This window comes from Mesorhizobium sp. B2-4-13, from assembly GCF_006658535.1.
GTDB lineage: Bacteria > Pseudomonadota > Alphaproteobacteria > Rhizobiales > Rhizobiaceae > Mesorhizobium > Mesorhizobium australicum.
The window spans coordinates 188,200-208,990 of sequence record NZ_VFVB01000003.1 but is presented as its reverse complement, the minus strand read 5'-3'; the positions used below and the strand labels follow the sequence as shown (position 1 = coordinate 208,990).

Sequence of the window (20,791 nt, the reverse complement as noted above, 5' to 3'; positions counted from 1 at the left end):
GGGAATCCCCGGCGGCCGTTTTGCCCAAGCACCATTCAATCGAGTTGGGGGGTTGGCTTCATGAGTACCCAAAAGAAACGCACTCGTTCCGCACCCGATGTTTCGCAATACATCGGCAATTATCGCGGGCTTATAGTCTTTCTGCTTTGCCTTTCGGGAGTCATCAACCTTCTGGCGTTGACCGGCTCTTTCTACATGCTGCAGATCTACGACCGGGCCCTGCCCAGCGGCAGCGTGCCCACTCTGGTGGCCTTCTCCGTTCTGGCCATCGGACTCTACCTTTTCCAGGGCCTGTTCGACGTGTTGCGGTCGCAGATTCTCGTCCGCTATGGCGCGCGCCTCGACGCCAGGCTCGCCCCGCTGGCCCATCAGGTGGTGATCGAGATGCCACGCTACGGCTATTCCACGTCGGAAGCGCTGGAGCGGGGCCGGGACGTGGATACCGTGCGCGGCTTCATATCCAGCCAGGCCCCCATCGCCCTGTTCGACCTGCCATGGATGCCTCTGTTCCTGGGCTTCGTCTATCTCCTCCACCCCATGCTTGGATTGCTGACAGTCGCGGGCGCCATAGTACTCATCGCCTTGACGGTCATTACCGAAGTGATGACAAGAAATGTCGCCAAGGATACGCACCGGGCCGCCATCATGCGTTCGAACATCGCCGACGCGCACGCGCGCAACGCGGATATTCTCAAGGCAATGGGTTTCGGCTCCCGTGCGGTGTCGCGCTTTTCAGCGGCCAATGACAAACACCTCTATTTGCAAACCAAGACCAGCGACGTGACGGGGTCCTTCAGCGGCCTGGCAAAAGTGCTGCGCATGATGCTGCAATCGGCGCTTCTGGGCCTTGGCGCCTATCTCACCATGAAGGGAGAACTCTCGTCGGGTTCCATTATAGCCTGTTCGGTCGCTTCGGCACGCGCGCTCGCTCCCATCGACATGGCCATTGGCAACTGGAAGGGTTTCGTCGCTGCCCGCCGCAGCTTCGGCCGGCTCAAGGAAACCCTTGCGGCGATGAATGACGAGTCCCAGATGATCGATCTTCCGGCGCCTTGCCAGACGCTGAAAGTGGAAAAGGCAACCGTCGTTGCGCCCCACACCGGAGCTGTTCTTCTGGGCGACGTCTCTTTCGAACTCAAGGCCGGCGACGCGCTCGGACTGATCGGACCAAGCGGTGGCGGCAAGACATCGCTGGTCAAAGGCATTGTCGGTGTCTGGCCGCTGCTGCGTGGCTCGATCAGGCTCGACGACGCCGAACTCGATCAATGGCACAGCGACAAACTTGGTGCCGCCATAGGATATCTGCCCCAGGACGTATCCCTGCTGGAGGGAACGATCGCCGAGAACATCTCGCGCTTCGATCCGCAAGCCGACGCACGCGGGATCGTTGCCGCCGCGCGCGCCGCCGGTGTCCATCAAATGATCGTCAGGCTCAGCCAGGGATACCAGACAGAACTCGGGCCAAACGGCACCGCCCTGTCGGCCGGCCAGCGCCAGCGCATCGGCCTTGCGCGTGCTCTTTACGGGGACCCTTTCCTGGTCGTTCTGGACGAGCCGAATTCCAATCTCGACGCCGAAGGCGAGGCCGCCTTGACGGATGCGCTCAAGGGCGTTCGTCAGCGTGGCGGCATCGCCATTGTGATTGCGCATCGCCCGAGCGCCCTTGCGGCGGTCGATCTCGTCGGACTGATACAGAACGGCAAGCTCGTAACGATCGGCCCAAAGACCGAACTCATCCGCGAACCCATGCGCGTCGCCCCAATGCCTGCCTCGGACGGCGAGGTCGGCGCCGCCCCAATGTCCAGGCCTGGCGGCAAGATGCGCAACGTGTCGGCCGTTGCGGCTGCGCAAAAGGATTGACGAGAGCAAAATGGACGACCGGCTCGCGCTTGGACTGCCCAACCACGAGGAGCTCGACGCTCCCAAGAACCGCTTTGCGCTACGTGACACGCGGGCGCGCATCAATTCGGTCTCCGCCTTTCCCTTCCTGATCGGTGCATTCGCGGTACTTCTGAAAAAGATGTTCGAGACTGACCAGAACGTCCCCGAAAAAACCCCCGGCGGACATTCCGACCAGACCACCAAGGGCAATGATCACGCATCGGACGCCGAGGACGACCCCGTCGTGACGCAGGTACAGAAGATCGGCGAAGTCGCGGATTATCTGCGAAGCCTCGCCGAACCCATAAGCGTCAATGTCGGCGAACTCAATTTCGACGTCTGGCAGCCGCATCGGCCCTGGGGCGTGCAAGGACTCCACCCTGATGGTCGCGCCAGCATCGGCAACAGCATCCACGCTCCGGGCGGCCATGGTGGCGCGCCGCCACCCGTTGCCAGCAACGACAACGGTGGGGGATCCTCACCTCCCGGTGGTGGGGGGTCATCATATCCCGGCGGTGGGGGATCCTCACCTCCCGGTGGCGTTTTGCCGGGCCATGGCGGGAGCGACACCGGTAACGGCGGGTCGGGCTCGGGCGGCCAGCCGGACGGTAGCGGGGGACAAGGAAATCAGCCCGGCCAAACCGACCCCGGCCAGGGTTCGCCAGGGCCGTCAAAATCAAATCGGCGGCCGGTCTTGACCGGTCCGGTCTTTCTGTCCGACGGCATGATGAACCTGTCGGTCATCATAACCATGGGGGAACTGCTGAACGGCGCCAGCGACCCGGACGGGGACAATCTGATCGTGCGCTCGCTCGAAGCCGATAGAGGTGAACTTACCCGCATCGGACTGGAGCGATGGCTCTATACGCCCGAACATGACCAGATTGGAGCCGTCACGTTTCACTATCAGATCAGCGACGGCATCGAGACCATCCAGCAGAGCGCCCACCTCGAAGTCACGGAGCCCGCCGGTGAATCCATGGCCGGCACCGAGGGCGACGATGTGCTGATAGGAACCCCATACAATGATCTGATCGATGCGCGCGGCGGCAACGACGTCGTCTATGGGCGCGAAAGCAACGATACGATCCACGGCGGCGATGGCAACGACCGGCTCATCGGGGGCGACGGCAACGACGTCATCTGGGGCGGCCGCGGCAACGACGTCATTTTTGGCGGCAATGGCGACGATTCCCTGTTCGGCGGCGATGGCAACGACATTCTGTATGGCGACGCCGGCAACGATCTGCTTCTTGGCGGCAACGGTGACGATCAGATCCATGGTGGCGATGGCAACGATGTCGCCGACGGCGGCACGGGTAATGACGTACTGGATGGCCAAGACGGCGCCGATACGCTGGACGGCGGCGACGGTAACGATGGTCTCGACGGCGGTGCCGGAGCTGACCTCCTGATTGGCGGCGGCGGTGACGATACAATCGCCGGCGGCGACGGCGCCGACACGCTCCATGGTGATGCGGGCGCCGATACGCTGGACGGCGGCGACGGCGACGATGCTCTCGACGGCGGGCAGGGCGATGATACGCTCATTGGCGGTGCCGGTGACGACACCATCACCGGCGGCGACGGCAATGATCATCTGAGCGATGGCGCAGGTCTGGATCACATTGACGGCGGCGCGGGCGATGACGTCATTGTTCTTTGCAACGACATCCAGATCGATATCGTGCATGGCGGCGACGGACAGGACACGCTCGACCTTTCCGCCAATGCCCAGGACACCCTTGTGGACCTGCCGGACGGGCTCGTCTTCCTCGATGGCATCGAAGAGGCCCACATCTTCGAAATCGAGAGCATCGTGGGCGGCCATGGGCGAAACACCCTGGTGGCGAACGATGCCGTCAACGTCATGGTGGGCGGCGGCGGCAGTGACCTGTTCGTGTTCCAGTCGCTTCAATCCCTTGAAAACCAGGGCGGGCCGCGCGACCTGATAATGGATTTCCATGCAGGAGACCGCATCGATCTGTCGCGCATTTCAGAAGATCTCGATGACTTTGCCGGCCACAAACTGTTCTTTGCCGGCGCGGCCTCCGCGGCACCAGCCGATCTAGGGGCGGTGACCTTCAGCTTCCAAACGCTCGACATCGATCACGAGGTCACGGTCATCTCCGGGAATCTCGACAGCGACCCGGACGACGAATTCTCGTTGGCCCTCGACGGCCATCACGAACTGACGGCTCAGGACTTCATTCTTGAAGCAAAGCACGACGCCGCAATGCCTGGTCAGGCATTGGCGACCGCGTAGACGATAAGGGGGTAAAAGCGTGGACAAGAATCTCGAGAAGAAGACGCGTCGGCCACATTACACCATTCACTCCAGGGTAGCGGTCTCCGGCCTCCTTGCGTTGGGTTTGGTTCTGGGCTGCGGGGGTTGGGCGGCCAATGCAAACCTGTCTGGTGCCATTATCGCACAGGGTAAGGTCACCTCGAAAAAGCAGTTGAAGATGATTCAACATCGCGACGGTGGGATCATCGGCGCGATCGAAGTCGCCAACGGCGATGCGGTGAAAGTTGGTGACGTTCTGATCCGTCTCGACGAAACCCAGACCAGGGCGGAGCTGGGCGTGTTGAGAAGTCAGTTTCTAGAATTCCAGGGACGCTCCGCCCGCTTGCGCGCCGAGCGCGACGATGTGAACCAGATCACATTCGATTTTGCAGCCGATGTCGATCCGCACGCCATCGTGGATGGCGAGCAGCGGCTGTTTGCCAACAACCGGGCGACGCGTGTGGCCCAGAAGGCGCAACTGACATCGCAGATCGAGCAGTACGAAGAACAGATCAGAGGCCTGGAGGCGCAAAAAGTGTCCAGCAGAAGCGAACGTGCACTCGTGGCTGAAGATATAAATCGCCTGGCGCCCCTGTTGCACAAGGGACTTATCGAAGACGACAAGACCCGCACGCTGGAACGGGACCTGATCAAGATCGACGGCCATATCGCCGAGGTCGAGTCCGATGTAGCGCGGGCCAGGGGCCAGATCAGCGAGGTCAATCTCAAGATGATCGAACTCGACCAGCAGGTCAGGACCGATGCTCAGCGGGAATTGCGCGACGTCGAGGCTAAAGTCGCCGAGTTGGACGATCGCATCGTCGCCGCAAAGGATCGCCTCACGCGCATGGAGTTGCGGGCACCGATTTCGGGAATCGTCAACGATCTCAAGGTTCACACCGTGGGCGGGGTGATTGCGCCCGGCGAAACCGTCATGTCAATCGTGCCCGGCGGCGACGAACTTGTCATCGAGGCAAGGGTCGCGCCGACCGATATAGACCAGGTATCGACGGGCCAGGATGTGAGGTTGCGCTTCTCGTCGTTCAACCAGCGCACCACACCCGAGATCAATGGGCGCGTCAACGTTGTTGGAGCGGCGGCGAGTGTCGACGCGCAGACCGGCCAGGCTTATTATCTTTCCACGATCGCGATCGTTGATGGCAGCGGCCTCGAAGGCAAGCAACTGGTGCCAGGCATGCCGGTCGAAGTTTTCCTGCACACCAAGGAAAGATCGGCGCTTTCCTACCTGGTCAAGCCATTCACCGATCAGATGAAGCGGGCCATGAACGAAGATTGATCGATAACCATCCGTCGTCATTGATGCGGGGGCGACGGGGGGTTGATCGGGGTGAGCATGCGCATCCTGATAGCTGCCAACGCCTTCCACCGCCCCCCGCAAAGGCGTTGGCAGCTGCCTGTTTTGCTTCCTTCTCTGCTTCGGCGGATGAGCCTGGAATGACCGAATAGGCCGCCCGCGCGCGTGACGGCGCCCTGATTGCCTGGCAGCGGCATGGCAGCCAAGGCGCAATTCAATGGCGGTCAACATTGCTGGCCGCTACCAGCCTCGACGGCGTCATTCCGATGCCTTGCGCCATTTGATTTCATTGTCCAGAAGCCCCCTTGTTTCTTCGCTCTCTTTTCGGGCGGCTTCCAGTCTTCGGTACATTTTGTCGACCTTGCCCCGCTCACGATACAAGGCCGATGCCAAAAATCCGAAGCCCAGCGTCACCAGGGCGATCAACCCGCCCCTCAAAGGCGGCGTCGGGACCAGACCATGCAATGCAATGACAATCGCGCTGAAGCTAAGGGCGAAGATCATGATGGCGATACTTCTTCCAAGCACCGCGCAAAGGATCGACATCAGCAGTAAAACCAGGGCAAACGCTGGCGACACGGCTACGCCGATCATGATCGAACCGAGCCACCATGAGAGCACCGGCGGAACCGTTTGGTGGAACCAGTCCTGCAAGGACCCAAGGGCCTCGGTCATGCGGCGGCCTCTTTGCAATAGTCGGACGATGATTGGTAGCCTGCCGTGCCCGGCTTGGAAAGGCTCCTGGTGTGAGGCGCTTGCTGAGCCTTGACGTTGTTCAGCGAGGCATCATCACTCTTGCTTGATACAGCAGGTTGGGCGAGCGAGATTACATCGCACGCGAAATGACCGCACGTCATGTTGATGACACCACCAAGCCAGTTTCCCACCTCGCCGGTCCCCTGGCCATGGTCGGCATGATGGAATTCTGCCCAGAACGGCAGACGTGAATCCAGAGAGTATACACCCGGAAATGGCGCACCGACGCCGGGGTGTTGACACTAATGCATGTCGCCCGGAAGTGTCTTCGGTTCCGGGACAACGACATGCATAAAATCAGAAGCTTACAGCAGGTCGGGCGAATCCGACTCGCCGCGACCTGCTGTAGTAATGTCCGCTTCTGAAGGCTGGCAGGAGCCGACTGAATGAAGGAATAGAGGCGCAAAGCTGCCGTTCGCGTCGTGGATAGCTTTGGGGTCAGACTCTCCCGTTCCCTACAGGCTTTGCAACAACACCGAGACAGGCCCCATCACGCCCGACACTGTAGAAAATAACGCAAGTCTTTTGAGTGGGGGGGAAGGCGGTAGCGCTCTACCGACTCGAACCCCCGTTCATGTGTGTCGCGTATCACGCCCCTTCGGACGCCATGCTGTAATGCCGCGGTGCGACTGGACACCTCTTCACGGGACTTGAGTCCGGCCAGGTTCGCGCCACAGCGCAGTAACGGTCATGCATCTGCAGCGAAGACGCGCATTCCTAGATGGCAGTATCGGCCAATCTGGCGACCAGACGACGACCGTTGACGCTTTGAGTGCACCTTCCCTTTCGCACGCCAGTCCTGCCGTTTTCTGCTACTCCCTCCACGCAATTCTTCAAGTCTCGCGGACTATCGGTTTCTATCTGCCACAACGCTTGTAGTGGAGATGAGGAATGAGCCGCGAGCATCCAATGCCGATCAGGCGAACCGTTCGCAGGCGAGAACTGCGCGAGATGGTTCCACTGGCCGATAGTACCATCTACGAAATGGAGCAGCGGGGAGAATTTCCACTGCGTTTCGCTTTGACGCCACGATGCGTGGTTTGGGATCTGAGCGAGGTTCAAGCTTGGCTCGCTGCACGTCGCTCAAAGCCAATTCTCCGAGCTCCGGCCCCGGACGTGAAGCAACGCAAGACCCGCCCTATCAAAGTGCAGGGTCGGGTTCCAAGATCGGCATCGAAGGCGGAATGAGTGTCGGAACGTATTTTCGGCCACCAACCCATGCATCCACAATATCGGACCACTCTTGCATCATGTGTCGGCGCTGTATCGCATACTCGGCTTTGTTATAAACGCCGCGTGACGACCGCCCGTCCTCGTGCGCCAGGCACTTCTCGATCCAGTCGCTGTTGAAGCCGAGTTCGTTGAGCAGAGTTGAACCCGTTCGCCGCAAGTCGTGAACGGTAAACGGCTCCAATGGCAGACCTTCGGCCTTCGCTCGTTCAACGACTGCGTATGTTACTCGGTTAAAGGTGGCCCGAGACATGGGTGCATCCGCGTCGTATCGCGACGGCAAGAGGTATCTTGAGTTCCCGGCGCAGGTCTTCAGGGCAATCATGATGTCGAGCACCTGCCGCGACAGATAGACATTGTGCGCCTTCGATCGCTTCATTCGCTCCTTCGGGATCGTCCAGACTGCATTCTCGAAGTCAACCTCATCCCACACCGCGTCCTGCAACTCGCTTTTGCGCACCATTGTGAGCAAGTAGAGCCTCATTCCCAATCGGATCGTCGGAAGCGTGATGGTGTGCTCCAGTTGCTTCAGCATCACGCGAATTTCGGATGGCGAGAGTGAGCGATCTCGCGGAACGAAGTTGGCGATTGATGCCGGACCTACCTCGCTGGCCGGGTTGGAGACCTTCTCCCCATGCAGGATCGCAAAGCCGTAAATCTGTTTAAGGATGTCGCGGACATGGATAGCGGTAGCTGGGGCACCCCGCTCGACGATCTTGGCGCAATGAGCGCGGAGATCGTCGGGCGTGATTTCCGGCAGCAGACGATTCCGCCAAATGGGGAGCAACTCGCGCTCGAAGATTGAGCGACGCATTGCGCGCGTGCTGTCGGCCATGGGCCCGGCAGTCAGCCATTTCTCACCGAACTCCCCGAAGCTTTTCGTTTCCTTGATACGGCGCTTTTCCCGCTGCTTTTCAATCGCGGGAGATCGCCCTTCACGGACGGCCCGCTTCGCGTCGATGCACTTTTCCCTGGCGTTCGACAGTGAGATGCCATCGCGGCCATACCTGCCAAGGGTGACGGTCTCCCTGCGACCGTTCAGACGGTAGTCCAGCCGGAAGGAGATGTTTCCGCTCGGAGCGACAAGCACATACATGCCGTCACGATCGGAGATCTTATAAAATTTGTCTTTTGGTTTCAGGTTCTTAAGTGCTGCGTCTGTCAGCATCGGGACATCTCCTGTCGAAAAATACCGTCAGGCGTTTTTGGCGCACCTTGTGGTAATATTCGGCATTAATATCAATGCTTTATCCGAAAAATAATACCGTCAGATGCTTCGATTGGCTGACGGTATTCGTAAAAACAGATGGATGCAATATCCGGGCGGACCGTCAGATGTGACGGCGTGTGAGAACGCTATCTATCGATAGTCATCGATAGATAGCGTCACGATATTTCGTTTATTTCAATGGCTTAGATGGTATTGGAGTGTGTTTTTGGCGGCGTTTGAGTAAGCCAAAATCATTCCCACTCGATTGTACCAGGCGGCTTCGACGTCACGTCATACACCACGCGGTTGATGCCGCGGACTTCATTGATGATGCGGGTGGCGGCGGCGCCCAGGAAGGCCATGTCGTAGTGATAGAAATCAGCCGTCATGCCGTCTACGGAGGTCACGGCGCGTAGCGCACAGACGAATTCGTAGGTACGGCCGTCGCCCATGACGCCGACAGTCTGCACCGGCAGCAGCACGGCGAAGGCCTGCCAGATCGCGTCATAAAGGCCGGCCTTGCGGATTTCGTCGAGATAGATGGCGTCGGCCTCGCGCAGGATCTCCAGCTTTTCCCGCGTGATGCCGCCCGGGCAGCGGATGGCGAGGCCGGGGCCTGGGAACGGATGGCGTCCGATGAAGCTTTCGGGCAGGCCGAGTTCCTTGCCCAGCGCCCTCACCTCGTCCTTGAACAGTTCGCGCAGCGGCTCGACCAGCTTCATGTTCATGCGCTCAGGCAGGCCGCCGACATTGTGGTGCGACTTGATCGTCACCGACGGGCCGCCGGTGAAGGAAACGCTTTCGATGACGTCGGGATAGAGCGTGCCTTGCGCCAGGAAATCGGCGCCGCCAAGTTTCTTGGCCTCCTCCTCGAACACCTCGATGAACAGCCGGCCAATGGTCTTGCGTTTCTTCTCGGGGTCCGCCTCGCCTTCGAGGGCGCCGATGAAACGATCCGACGCGTTCACCAGGATGAGCGGCAAATTATAGTGTTCGCGGAACATCGCCACCACACCAGCGGCCTCGTCCTTGCGCATCAGGCCATGGTCGACGAGGATGCAGGTCAGCTGGTCGCCGACCGCCTCGTGGATCAGAAGGGCAGCCACCGAGGAATCCACGCCGCCCGACAGCGCGCAGATGACCTTGCCCTTGCCGACCTGCTTGCGGATCGCCTCGACCGCGTGCTCGCGATAGGCGCGCATCGTCCAGTCGCCTTCGATGCCGGCGATGTTGTGGACGAAGTTCCTGAGCAGCCTGGCACCATCCGGCGTATGCACCACCTCGGGGTGGAACATGATGCCGTACATCCTGCGTTCGACATTGCCGAAAATGGCGAAGGGCGAGCTTTCCGATTTGCCGAACACCTCGAAGCCCGGCGGCAGGGCGATGACGCGATCGCCATGGCTCATCCACACCTGATGGCGCTGGCCTGTGGCCCACAGGCCCTCGAACAGCGGGCTGTCCTTCTCGATCTCGACAAAGGCGCGGCCGAATTCGCGATGGTTGGAGCTTTCGGCGACGCCACCCATCTGCACGCACATGGCCATCTGGCCATAGCAGATGCCAAGCACAGGCACGCCGGCATCGAAGACGATCTGCGGCGCGCGCGGGCTGCCGATATCGGACGTCGAAGCCGGGCCGCCGGACAGGATGACCGCTTTCGGGTTGATGCACTTGAATGCCGCCTCGGCCGACTGGAACGGCACGATCTCGGAAAAGACGCCGGCCTCGCGGATGCGGCGGGCGATGAGCTGCGTAAACTGGCTGCCGAAATCGACAATCAGGACGGTGTCGGTGTGATTGGCTGTCGTCATGGCGAGCCTTTAGAGAAAGAAACGAGTCTGCGCAATGGGTTGCGTCGCCTGACTTTCAGAGCGGTATCGCCTCGTCACCAGGTGAATCCGGCCGGAGCAAGCCCGAACCGATCGCCTGTTCGAGCCGCATGACGGCGTCGGCCAGCTTTTCATCGATGACGTGCAGATATTCGGTCCAGTCGCCGACGTGCCTGAGATCAGCCGCGCCGTCGGAAATGCCGCGCAGCCCGATGAGCGGGATGTCGAAAAACTGACAGGCGCGCAAGCAGGCGAAGGTCTCCATATCGACCATGTCGGCGGCGATCACTTCGTACGCCGCGCCGGTAATGACGGCGCCGCCGGTCGACAGTGTCGCCTCCTTGATTTCGGGAATACGCAACGGCAACGGTACGATCACCGGCAGGTCGAGAAACGGCGTCGCGCCTTTTTCGAAGCCCAGCGGCGAGGCATCGATGTCGCGATAGCTGACGGAGACGGCCTGGTAGATTTCGGTCTGCTCCAGGGTCCGGCTACCAGCAGAGCCGAGCGATACCACCAGATCGGGCAATGCCTTGTCCGATTTCAACCAGGAGAGCTCAGCGCCCAGCCGCACGCCGGCCTCGACCGGGCCCACACCCGTCATCAGCGGCGTGAACAGCCGCTGCAGATGCGGGCCATATTCGGCCCGCGCCGCCATGACGAAGAGGACATCTTTGCCGCCAATGCGCACGACGTTGCCAGTCATGGCGATCCTCCTGCTTGCGCTACATTATGACCAACGGCATGGCCGCTGCCGGCGGCAGCTCCGTGCCGCCGGCACGATTAAATTCGCCCGCGGCGAACCGGCCACTCACCCAGCGATACCATCACGGCCTAGCACCGTCATCATCGTCCCGGTCATGGTGGCGATCAGCTTGGCCTCGCCGTCGGTGGCGAAGGCATAGGCCTGGCCGTCGGCAACGATGATGGTACGGCCGGGTTTGGTCACCGAACCGCGGAACAGAAAACGCTCACCCCGGCCCGGCGCCAGAAGGTTGACCTTGAATTCGATGGTCAGCACGCCGGAATTCTCCGGCATGAGCGAGAACGCCGCATAGCCGCAAGCCGAGTCCAGCGCCGTCGAAATGACGCCGGCATGCAGGAACCCATGCTGCTGGGTCAGCGCCGCCGAATAAGGCATCTCGATCTCGATGATGCCGGGGGTCACCAATGTCAGTTCGGCGCCGATCGTCGCCATCGCCTGCTGGCGGGCGAAGGACGCCCTGACGCGATCCTCATAGTCCGGAGCCGGTACTATCTTTGCTGCCATCGCCGTTGCCTTCACGTTTGCCGGGAAAGCTTATCGCAGAGGCATGAGCGGCAGGCAAATGCTTTTGCTGCACTGCAGCAAACCGCATCGAACGTCACCTAGTTCAGCCAAAGAAGCGAGGCGTTGAGCAAGGTGGCGAACGCCACCCACGCCGCGTAGGGCACGAAAAGCCAGCCGGCGAGCCGATCGCGGGTCCAGACGCTTGCGATAAACAGCACGATGACGGTCAGAAGAAGCACGATGATGACCAGAGCAGGCCCCATCATTTTTGCGCCGAAGAAGGTTGGCGACCACAGGAAATTCAGGACGAGCTGAGCGCCCCAGATCTTCATCGCGGTGCCGGCCGGGTCCCGCAACCATGTCCGCCAGCCGGCCACGGCGATCAGCACATAGAGCAGTGTCCAGGCAGGCGCGAAAACCCAGTTGGGCGGATTGAAGGAAGGCTTGGCCAGCGATGCATACCAGGCACCTGGCAAGGTGGCGAAACCGATCAGCAGGCCTCCGCCCAGCACCAGGAAGAGGAACAGCAGAAGCGACAGATATCTTTGCAAGCATTCACCCTGTGGCGGCGCAACGCCGCGCATCTGCAATTGGGGCGCTGCGGGCAGCTGTCAACGACAGCGTCAGTTCGCCCGGCGCAAGGCGCAAAAATAAAATCCGTCTGTGCCGCTCAGCGCCGGCGAGAGCGAAATGCCACCCAGGGCACCGATCCGCATCGCGGCGGTATGGCCGGGAAAACGGCTGTCCCAGAGCTGGCGATGATCGACCGGGGCAAAGCCGCTGTGCCGCTCGCGAAACGCGGCGATTTGTTCACCGTTCTCCTCGTCGAACACGGAGCAGGTTACGTAGACCAGCAGGCCACCGAGTTTGACGTAGGTTCTGGCGGCATCGAGGATCGTCGCCTGCTCGCCCTTGCGGGCATCAAGCTGTCTCTGCGTCAGCCGCCATTTGGCGTCGGGACGCCGCCGCCAGGTGCCGCTGCCGGTGCAGGGCGCGTCGACCAGCACGATGTCCATGTGGCCGGTCAATGGGGCAAGCTCGGCCGGCTTGGTGGTGACCTGCACATTGCGGTTTTCCGAGCGGCGAATGCGGTCGAAGATTGGCGCCAGCCGCGCCTTTTCGGCATCGTGAGCGAAGATTTGACCGTGGTTGTCCATCGCCGCCGACAACGCCAGCGTCTTGCCGCCTGCGCCGGCGCAGAAATCGAGCACCTGCATGCCAGCCGTCGCGCCGGCAAGCGCCGCCGCAATTTGCGACCCCTCGTCCTGGACCTCGAACCAGCCTTTCTGAAAGGCCGGCTCGGCTTGCACGTTCGGATGCCGGCCGTCACCGTCGATCGGCGGGATGCGGATGCCGTAGGGTGCGATCCGTGCGGCACTGGCACCGGTCTGCGCGAGTTCGGCCAACACCTTGGCGCGATTGGCCTGCAGCGTGTTGACCCGGATGTCGAGCGGCGGACGTGTGGCGAGCGCCGCGCCCTCCTCGACCCATGTCTCGCCGAAGGCCCGCTCGAAAAGCGGTTCGCACCAATCGGGAATGTCGGCGCGAACAGCGGGCGGCGCGTCGGCAAGCCGGCGTTCCGCCATTGCCTGGAGTTCCGTGGCGCTCAGCAGCGGCGGCGCGAATTTGTCACCTTCGAGCGCTGCGTTGAGCGACTGCGCCGTCTGGCTCCATTCGAGCAGCAGCGCCCCGAAGCCGATGGCACGCGGCGTGTCTTCGCCCAGCAACCAGCCGGCGGAGCGCTTGCGGCGCAGCGCGTCGTAGACGATGTTGCCGATCGCGGCGCGATCCCCACCGCCGGCGAAGCGATGGGACAGGCCCCAATCCTTCAGCGCGTCGGCCACCGGCCGGTGACGCCGACCAATGTCCTCCAGCACTTCAATGGCCGCAGCCAGCCGTCCGCCCAGTCGCATTCGTCATTCCATCAATCGAGCACATTATCCGGTCTGCTCTTAGAGCCTTTCACGTCCGGATTGAACCCCGCCCGGCCTCGCCGCGAGCGCAAGCTGGCGATGGTCGGCTAAACCTGTCCGACCGGTAAATCTTCGCGGCGGTTAGAAGCAGGCGGACTAGTAGATACAAGATCTCTAATGTTCTTAACTGGCGGCCGGAAGGACGGCGTGTGGCGCTACAGCTCTGCTTTCCAAGTTTTTCGGTTGGGAATACTCTTGCCGTCATGATTCGCGGCGCGGAAAACGTGGACCGGCGGATCGTCACGAGGAGAGGGCAATGAAGATTTATCTGGCGGAAGTTCTAGGCACATTTCTGTTGGTGTTCATCGGTACGGCGTCCGTGGTGACGGGGGGCTTCGGCGGCGCGCTGCCACTTGGCCAGGAAGGCATCGGTCTGGCATTCGGCATCGGCCTCATCGCGGCGGCCTATGCGATCGGCCCGATTTCGGGCGCGCATCTCAATCCGGCGGTGACGCTCGGCGTGTTCCTGGCTGGCCGGCTGCCGGCCAAGGACGTCATCCCCTATTGGATCGCGCAGATCATCGGTGCCATCATCGCCTCGCTGGCGTTGTGGATCATCGTTTCCGGCCAGACCGGCGGCCATACCGGCGGCTTCGGCGCCAATGGCTGGGACGAGACGAAATGGGGCATGAGCTCGGCGTTCCTGTGGGAGCTGATCGGCACCTTCACCTTCGTCACGGTGATCCTTGGCGTTACCGCTGAAAAACACTCGACGGCGTTTGCCGGCCTGGTCATCGGCCTGACGCTAGCGGGCATTCACTTCGCCATGATCCCGGTCACCGGTACCTCGGTCAATCCGGCGCGCTCGATCGGCCCGGCGCTGTTTACCGGCGGTGCCGCACTCAGCCAGCTCTGGTTGTTCATCGTCGCACCGCTGATCGGCGGCGCCATTGCCGGCGTCGTCGCCAAGGCGCGTGTCTTCGAGAAGGATTGATTCCAGAGCCTGAATGCAAGAGGCGCGGGCCGTGGCCCGCGCCTCTTTCGTAGGTCCTCAAGCTCGGGTCAGGCCGCGATGTCAAAGCGGTCAGCGTTCATCACCTTGGTCCATGCCGCAACGAAATCTCGGGCGAATTTCTGCCCGGCGTCCGCCGATCCGTAGACCTCGGCCAATGCCCGCAGCTGCGCATGCGAACCGAAGATCAGGTCGGCACGGGTGCCGGTCCACCTGACTGCCTTGGTTTTGCGGTCGCGCGCTTCGTACACTTCTTCCGAACCCGGAACAGAACCGGCAGCCGGATCCCAGACCGTGCTCATGCTGAGCAGGTTGACGAAAAAGTCGTTGGTCAGCCTACCCGGCCTGTCGGTGAACACGCCGTGCTTTGAGTGCCCGGTGTTGGCGCCGAGCACCCGCAAGCCCCCAACAAGCACCGTCAGTTCCGGCGCCGTCAGGCCCAGCAACTGCGCGCGGTCGACCAGCATGGCTTCAACCGACATGGGCTGCTTGCCCCTGACATAGTTGCGGAAGCCGTCGACTTTCGGCTCGAGCGCGGCAAAGGAGTGGACGTCCGTCTGCTCCTGCGATGCATCCATGCGGCCGGGCGTGAACGGCACCTTCACGTCGTTGCCGCCATCCTTGGCGGCCTTCTCGACCGCGGCGACACCGCCGAGCACGATCAGGTCGGCCAGCGAGACCTTCTTGTCGCCGGTCTGCGCGGTGTTGAACTCCGTCTGGATGCCTTCGAGCCTGGCAAGCACCTTCGACAGTTCGGCCGGCTGATTGACTTCCCAGTCCTTCTGCGGCGCCAGCCGGATGCGTGCGCCATTGGCGCCGCCGCGCTTGTCGGAGTTGCGGAAGGTCGAAGCCGAGGCCCAGGCCGTCGAGACCAGTTCGGAAACCGACAGGCCGGAGGCCAGGATCTTGGCCTTCAGCGATGCGATGTCCTGCTCGCTGACCAGTTCATGGTCGAGCGCCGGGATCGGGTCCTGCCAGATCAGCTCTTCCTTGGGCACCAACGGGCCGAGATAGCGCACCGCCGGACCCATGTCGCGGTGGGTCAGCTTGAACCAGGCGCGGGCGAAGGCATCGGCGAACTGATCCGGATGTTCATGGAAACGCCGCGAGACCTTCTCATAGGCCGGGTCGGCCCGCAGCGCGAGGTCGGTGGTCAGCATGGCCGGCGCGTGATGCTTCGAGGGGTTGTGCGCATCCGGCACCGTGCCGGCACCGGCGCCACCCTTCGGTGTCCACTGATGGGCGCCCGCCGGGCTCTTCGTCAGCTCCCATTCGAAATTGAACAGATTGTCGAAGAAGTTGTTGCTCCACTTGGTCGGCGTCGTGGTCCAGGTGACTTCGAGACCCGAGGTGATGGCGTCGCCGGCAATGCCTGACGCATGTTTGCTCGACCAGCCGAGGCCCTGCGCCTCGATGCCGGCACCTTCCGGCTCAGCGCCCACCAGCGAGGCATCGCCGGCGCCATGGGTCTTGCCGAAGGTGTGACCGCCGGCGATCAGCGCCACGGTTTCTTCGTCGTTCATCGCCATGCGCGCGAAGGTTTCCCGGATATCACGGGCCGAGGCCAGCGGATCGGGCTTGCCGTTCGGCCCTTCCGGATTGACGTAGATCAGGCCCATCTGCACGGCGCCGAGATGGCCGCGAAGCTCACGATCGCCCGAGTAGCGCTCGTCGCCCAGCCACTTGGTTTCCGAACCCCAGTCCACGTCCTGCTCGGGCTCCCAGACGTCGGCGCGGCCGCCGGCGAAGCCGAAGGTCTTGAAGCCCATCGATTCCAGCGCGACGTTGCCGGTGAGGATCAACAGGTCGGCCCAGGAAATCTTGCGGCCGTATTTCTGCTTGACCGGCCAGAGCAGGCGGCGCGCCTTGTCGAGATTGGCGTTGTCAGGCCAGCTGTTGAGCGGCGCGAAACGCTGCTGGCCGGCTCCGGCACCGCCGCGGCCATCACCGATGCGGTAGGTGCCGGCGCTGTGCCAGGCCATGCGGATGAACAGCGGCCCGTAATGGCCGAAGTCGGCGGGCCACCAATCCTGCGAATCCGTCATCACTTGGTGCAGGTCCTTGATGACCGCATCGAGATCGAGGCTGGCGAATTCCTTGGCATAGTCGAAGTCCTCGCCCATCGGGTCCGACAGGTTCGACTGCTGATGGAGAACGCCAAGGTCAAGCTGGTTCGGCCACCAGTCACGGTTGGTCCGGCCGGCGGATCCATGCGCGACAGGGCATTTGCCCGCGCTGCTGTCGTCGGTTTTCGCGTCCATCTCTCACTCCAATTTGTCGAGGTTTGATTTGCCGAGGTTGATTTTTTGCCGAGATTTTGGGGGCGGCCAGCGGCCCGCGCCAATCTGGAACCATTCCAGCCTAGGCCAGACCGTCGATAAAAACAAATTGTCTTTCCTGTTTATTTCGATAGGATTTTCTTATGATGGCCTTGACCGCATGATCGGACTGACAGTTCGCCAGATGCATTATTTCGACGCGCTGGCGCAGACGCTGCATTTCGGGCGTGCGGCGAAACTTGCCGGTGTCAGCCAGCCGGCGCTGTCCTCGCAGATCGCCGAAATGGAGCAACGGCTGAACTGCCGGCTGTTCGAACGCGGCGGCAAGTCGGTGCGCATGACGGACGAGGCGATCGCCCTGTTGCCGCGTATCGAGCGCATCCTGGCTGATATACGTGACGTGGAAACGACGGCCCGGCGCGGCCGCACGGCCATGGAGGGACGCTTCCGGCTGGGCATCATCCCGACTGTCGCGCCCTATCTTCTGCCGCGCGCCTTGCCCGAACTGAAGAAGCATTTCCCGGCCTTGCTGCTCGAATTGCGCGAGGCGGTCACCACCTCCCTGGTCGAAGACACCGCATCGCGAAAACTCGACGCCTTCATCGCGGCACTTCCGCTCGACCATCCAGGACTGATCACCGAGGCGCTCTTTCCCGACCGGTTCTTCCTGGCCGTGCCGTCGGACGATCCGGCCTTTGCCTCGCCGCCGGTTCCACCCGAGAGCCCGGCGCTGGAAAGACTGATGCTGCTGGAAGAAGGCCATTGCCTGCGCGAACAGGCGCTGGCCGTCTGCGGCAATGTGCGGCCGGTGGCGATGGCAAGCTATGGCGCGACCAGCCTGACCACGCTCCTGCAGATGGTGGCGCACGGGCTCGGCGTCACGCTCATCCCCGAAATGGCGACCGGCCCCGCCGGCACCATCCCCGACCTCAAGATCGTGCCGTTCCAGGAGCCGATGCCGCAGCGCATGATCTGCCTGGCCTGGCGACGCAACAATGCGCGGCACGGGGAATGCGTCGAGCTAGCCAAGATTATACGGGGGCTAGGCCCGGCGCTGTTGGCGGCCTGAGAGGTGGCCCTAACGCTCGTTACAGCACCCGCGACAGGAACTCGCGGGTGCGCGGCGACACCGGGTTGGCGATCATCTCGCGCGGCGCGCCGCGTTCGACGATCACGCCGCCGTCCATGAACACGAGCTGGTCGCCGATCTCGCGGGCAAAGCCGACCTCGTGGGTGACGACGACCATCGTCATGCCGCTCTCGGCAAGGTCGCGCATGACCTGCAGGACTTCGCCGACCAGTTCCGGATCCAGCGCCGAGGTCGGCTCGTCGAAGAGCAGCACCTTGGGCTTCATCGCCAGGGCGCGCGCGATCGCGACACGCTGCTGCTGGCCCCCGGACAGTTCGCGGGGATAGCGGTCTACCTTATCGGCCAGGCCGACACGCCGCAGCAGCACCTCCGCCTCGGTCTTTGCCTGGTCGACTGGAATGCGCCGCACCTGCGTCGGCGCCTCGATCAGGTTCTCCATCACCGTCATGTGCGAGAACAGGTTGAACGACTGGAACAGCATGCCGATCTCGGCGCGGCGCCGGCACAGAAGATCGTCCTTCACCTCATAGAGCTTGTCGCCCTGGAGGTCGTAGCCGACGAACTGGCTGTCGACGAGCAGGATGCCGCCGCTGAGTTTTTCCAAATGGTTGATGCAGCGCAGGAACGTGCTCTTGCCCGATCCCGACGGGCCGATGATGCAGGCGACCGATCCCTCCGGTACATCGAGGTCGACACCTTTGAGAACTTCAAGCTGGCCATAGGTTTTGCGCACGCCGCGCGCGAACACCATGGAGTTGGCGGGCACCCCGAAGCGGGCACGATTTTCGGACTTCACATCACTCATCGAGCAACGCCGCGCAGGCTGATCAAGTTGCGCAAGGTGCGCATCGTCAGGGGGTCGCGTCTGACATCGCTGCGGCCGAAATGGCGCTCCAGGAAATGCTGCCCCACCGACATGATGCTGACCACCGCGAGATACCAGAAGGCGACCACGATCAGCAGCGGAATGGTCTCGAAGGTGCGCGCATAGATGCTCTGCGCGGTATAGAACAGGTCGTCGACGGCGATGAACGTCACCAGCGACGTCATCTTCAGGAGGTTGATCGCCTCATTGCCGGTCGGCGGCAGCACGAAGCGCATGGCCTGCGGCAAGGTGATGCGCTTCAGGATCATGCGGTAGGGCATGCCGAGCGCGCTCGCCGCCTCTGACTGGCCAGACGGCACCGACTTGATGCCGGCCCGGATGATCTCGGCCATGTAGCCGGCCTCGCACAGCGAAAGCGCCACCACGGCGGAGAAGAACGGCGTCATGAAATCATTGGTGCGCACGGAAAACAGCGTGCCCATGAACGGCAAAGTCAGCGAGATTTCGCGCACCAGCAGCGACAGGTTGAACCAGAAGATCAGCTGGATCAGGGCTGGGACACCCCGGAAGAACCAGACATAGACGCCGGAAAAGGCGCGCAGCACCGGGCTCGGCGACACCCGCATGATCGCGATGATGGTGCCGACAATGATCGCCAGCACCATGATGATGACGGTGAGCATCAGCGTGTTGCCGAGGCCTCGCATGATCGAGGGATGGAACAGGTATCCGGCTGCCGTGCCCCAGGCAAAGGCCGGGTTGCTGGCGAAAGCACGAATGATGAGGAAGGCCAGCAGCAGGGCGAACGCCGTACCGACCCAAATGCCATAGCGGCGCTGTGGCACGACGGTCAGTCGTGACACGGCGGCGGAAACGCTTGGCTCGACGCCGATGTCGGTCGGGAGGGCAACGCCCATCGGATGTCTCCAGCTTGCGGGCCGGCGCCTGACGTTCATCAGGCGCCGGATGGTCTCTATTCGGCGCGAAGCGCGTCCATGGTGCCGACGAAGTAGGGTTCCTTGATCGCATAGGCGCCCATGCCGTATTTCTCCAGGATAGCTTTGTACGTGCCGTTCTTGAACAGTTCGGCAAGTGCCGTCACCATCATGTCGGCGGTCTGCTTGTCGTCCTTGGCGATCGCCATGCCGAGCGGCGCGACCTCGTAAAGCGTCGGCAGGACCACCAACTGGCCCTTGCTCGTCACCTCGAAATAGCTCGATGCGGTGGCATCGTCCATACGCGCGTCGACGCGGTCCGAAAGCACGGCCTGGACGATATCGGTGGAGGAGTTGAACACCGATTTCTCGATAGCCTTTTGGCCCTTGTCGGTGCATTCCTTACCGAGCTTGTCGACCAGGAAATCCGAGGCGCTGCCGGCCGAGACGCCGATGCGCTTGCCACAGAGCGGCATGTCGCCGCTGAAGCTCGCCTTCTTGTCAGGCGATGTCGAGACGGCGAGCCCTGCCTTCAGGAACATGATGAAATCGACCTGCTTCAGGCGCTCCGGCGTGGCCGAGAAGGTCTCCCAGGCGATCTTGAAGCGGCCCGCCGCAAGACCCGGGATCATCGACGGGAACGGCGTGCGCTGGATATCGAGCTTGGCGTCGACGAGCTTGGCCACCTCGCCGGCGAGTTCGACGATGATGCCGGTCTGCTTGCCGTCGGCGTCGAGATATTCGAACGGCGCGAAGTCCAGAGTGTTGGCGACGGCGAGCGTTCCGCTCTCTTTCACCTCAGCCGATTTCGGCACGTCGGCGGCTTTGGAAACCCCGCCCCAGACGGTGGTGGAAAGCGCCAGTGCAAGGCTGGTCATTCGCAGATATCTGTTCATTGCTGTTCCCCTTTTCTTGTCCTTGTTTGCAGTCTTTCCGGCAGAGCCCGGGCCAGTGG

At 62.1% G+C, this 20,791-nt stretch carries 17 protein-coding genes; 6 read left to right on the top strand and 11 right to left on the bottom strand.

Annotated features, from left to right (window positions below; translation table 11 throughout):
* Positions 1 to 60 precede the first annotated feature (60 nt).
* From FJ936_RS09035 to FJ936_RS09025, 3 genes are read left to right on the top strand one after another with little or no spacing between them, the layout of a single operon-like run.
* A complete protein-coding gene (locus FJ936_RS09035) occupies positions 61 to 1,860 on the top strand; it encodes a type I secretion system permease/ATPase (protein ID WP_141906396.1) in 1,800 nt (599 codons plus the stop codon).
* 10 nt (positions 1,861 to 1,870) lie between these two features.
* Positions 1,871 to 4,147 carry a cadherin-like domain-containing protein gene (locus FJ936_RS09030; RefSeq protein ID WP_141906395.1) on the top strand — a complete coding sequence of 759 codons (2,277 nt, stop codon included), beginning with the start codon at positions 1,871 to 1,873 and terminating at the stop codon, positions 4,145 to 4,147.
* 19 nt (positions 4,148 to 4,166) lie between these two features.
* Positions 4,167 to 5,465 (top strand): HlyD family type I secretion periplasmic adaptor subunit, encoded by a 1,299-nt coding sequence (locus tag FJ936_RS09025; RefSeq protein WP_141906394.1) that lies wholly within the window; start codon positions 4,167 to 4,169, stop codon positions 5,463 to 5,465.
* 276 nt (positions 5,466 to 5,741) lie between these two features.
* On the opposite strand, the gene FJ936_RS09020 is transcribed toward FJ936_RS09025, so the two are convergent.
* Positions 5,742 to 6,158 carry a hypothetical protein gene (locus tag FJ936_RS09020; RefSeq protein WP_141906393.1) on the bottom strand — a complete coding sequence of 139 codons (417 nt, stop codon included), beginning with the start codon at positions 6,156 to 6,158 and terminating at the stop codon, positions 5,742 to 5,744.
* A gap of 972 nt (positions 6,159 to 7,130) precedes the next feature.
* Between FJ936_RS09020 and FJ936_RS09015 the strand changes: the two genes are divergently transcribed.
* A complete protein-coding gene (locus FJ936_RS09015) occupies positions 7,131 to 7,427 on the top strand; it encodes an AlpA family phage regulatory protein (RefSeq protein WP_141906392.1) in 297 nt (98 codons plus the stop codon).
* Here the strand turns inward: FJ936_RS09015 and FJ936_RS09010 are convergent.
* The 6 genes from FJ936_RS09010 to FJ936_RS08985 form a co-directional block, all read right to left on the bottom strand.
* Complete coding sequence (locus FJ936_RS09010) at positions 7,381 to 8,637, bottom strand: tyrosine-type recombinase/integrase (RefSeq protein WP_141906391.1); 1,257 nt, start codon at positions 8,635 to 8,637, stop codon at positions 7,381 to 7,383. The two genes, FJ936_RS09015 and FJ936_RS09010, sit on opposite strands and share 47 nt — an antisense overlap.
* Positions 8,638 to 8,930: 293 nt before the next feature.
* Positions 8,931 to 10,493, bottom strand: coding sequence for a glutamine-hydrolyzing GMP synthase (gene guaA / locus FJ936_RS09005; RefSeq protein WP_140793735.1), 1,563 nt, complete (start codon positions 10,491 to 10,493; stop codon positions 8,931 to 8,933).
* A 55-nt stretch (positions 10,494 to 10,548) separates the two neighbouring features.
* Complete coding sequence (locus FJ936_RS09000) at positions 10,549 to 11,217, bottom strand: 5'-methylthioadenosine/S-adenosylhomocysteine nucleosidase (RefSeq protein ID WP_140793737.1); 669 nt, start codon at positions 11,215 to 11,217, stop codon at positions 10,549 to 10,551.
* A gap of 105 nt (positions 11,218 to 11,322) precedes the next feature.
* Entirely contained in the window at positions 11,323 to 11,781 is a 459-nt protein-coding gene (locus FJ936_RS08995) for a PaaI family thioesterase (protein ID WP_023771340.1), read from the bottom strand.
* A 98-nt stretch (positions 11,782 to 11,879) separates the two neighbouring features.
* Complete coding sequence (locus FJ936_RS08990; protein ID WP_224598752.1) at positions 11,880 to 12,332, bottom strand: TspO/MBR family protein; 453 nt, start codon at positions 12,330 to 12,332, stop codon at positions 11,880 to 11,882.
* A gap of 72 nt (positions 12,333 to 12,404) precedes the next feature.
* Positions 12,405 to 13,694, bottom strand: coding sequence for an RsmB/NOP family class I SAM-dependent RNA methyltransferase (locus tag FJ936_RS08985; RefSeq protein WP_140725573.1), 1,290 nt, complete (start codon positions 13,692 to 13,694; stop codon positions 12,405 to 12,407).
* Positions 13,695 to 14,010: 316 nt separating this feature from the next.
* Between FJ936_RS08985 and FJ936_RS08980 the strand changes: the two genes are divergently transcribed.
* Entirely contained in the window at positions 14,011 to 14,688 is a 678-nt protein-coding gene (locus tag FJ936_RS08980; RefSeq protein ID WP_015316522.1) for an MIP family channel protein, read from the top strand.
* A 68-nt stretch (positions 14,689 to 14,756) separates the two neighbouring features.
* Here the strand turns inward: FJ936_RS08980 and katG are convergent, their stop codons facing one another.
* Positions 14,757 to 16,967, bottom strand: coding sequence for a catalase/peroxidase HPI (katG, locus tag FJ936_RS08975; protein WP_140793739.1), 2,211 nt, complete (start codon positions 16,965 to 16,967; stop codon positions 14,757 to 14,759).
* A gap of 178 nt (positions 16,968 to 17,145) precedes the next feature.
* On the opposite strand from katG, the gene FJ936_RS08970 reads away from it, so the two are divergent.
* A complete protein-coding gene (locus FJ936_RS08970; RefSeq protein ID WP_015316520.1) occupies positions 17,146 to 18,054 on the top strand; it encodes a hydrogen peroxide-inducible genes activator in 909 nt (302 codons plus the stop codon).
* 19 nt (positions 18,055 to 18,073) lie between these two features.
* Here FJ936_RS08970 and FJ936_RS08965 read toward each other — a convergent pair whose 3' ends face one another.
* The 3 genes from FJ936_RS08965 to FJ936_RS08955 are packed head-to-tail and all read right to left on the bottom strand — an operon-like array spanning position 18,074 to position 20,732.
* Entirely contained in the window at positions 18,074 to 18,880 is an 807-nt protein-coding gene (locus tag FJ936_RS08965) for an amino acid ABC transporter ATP-binding protein (protein WP_015316519.1), read from the bottom strand.
* Positions 18,877 to 19,818: an amino acid ABC transporter permease gene (locus tag FJ936_RS08960; RefSeq protein WP_140793741.1), complete on the bottom strand. Its 942-nt coding sequence runs from the start codon at positions 19,816 to 19,818 to the stop codon at positions 18,877 to 18,879. Before FJ936_RS08960 ends, FJ936_RS08965 begins: the two co-directional genes overlap by 4 nt.
* A gap of 56 nt (positions 19,819 to 19,874) precedes the next feature.
* Complete coding sequence (locus FJ936_RS08955; RefSeq protein ID WP_141906390.1) at positions 19,875 to 20,732, bottom strand: ABC transporter substrate-binding protein; 858 nt, start codon at positions 20,730 to 20,732, stop codon at positions 19,875 to 19,877.
* Positions 20,733 to 20,791: the final 59 nt, after the last annotated feature.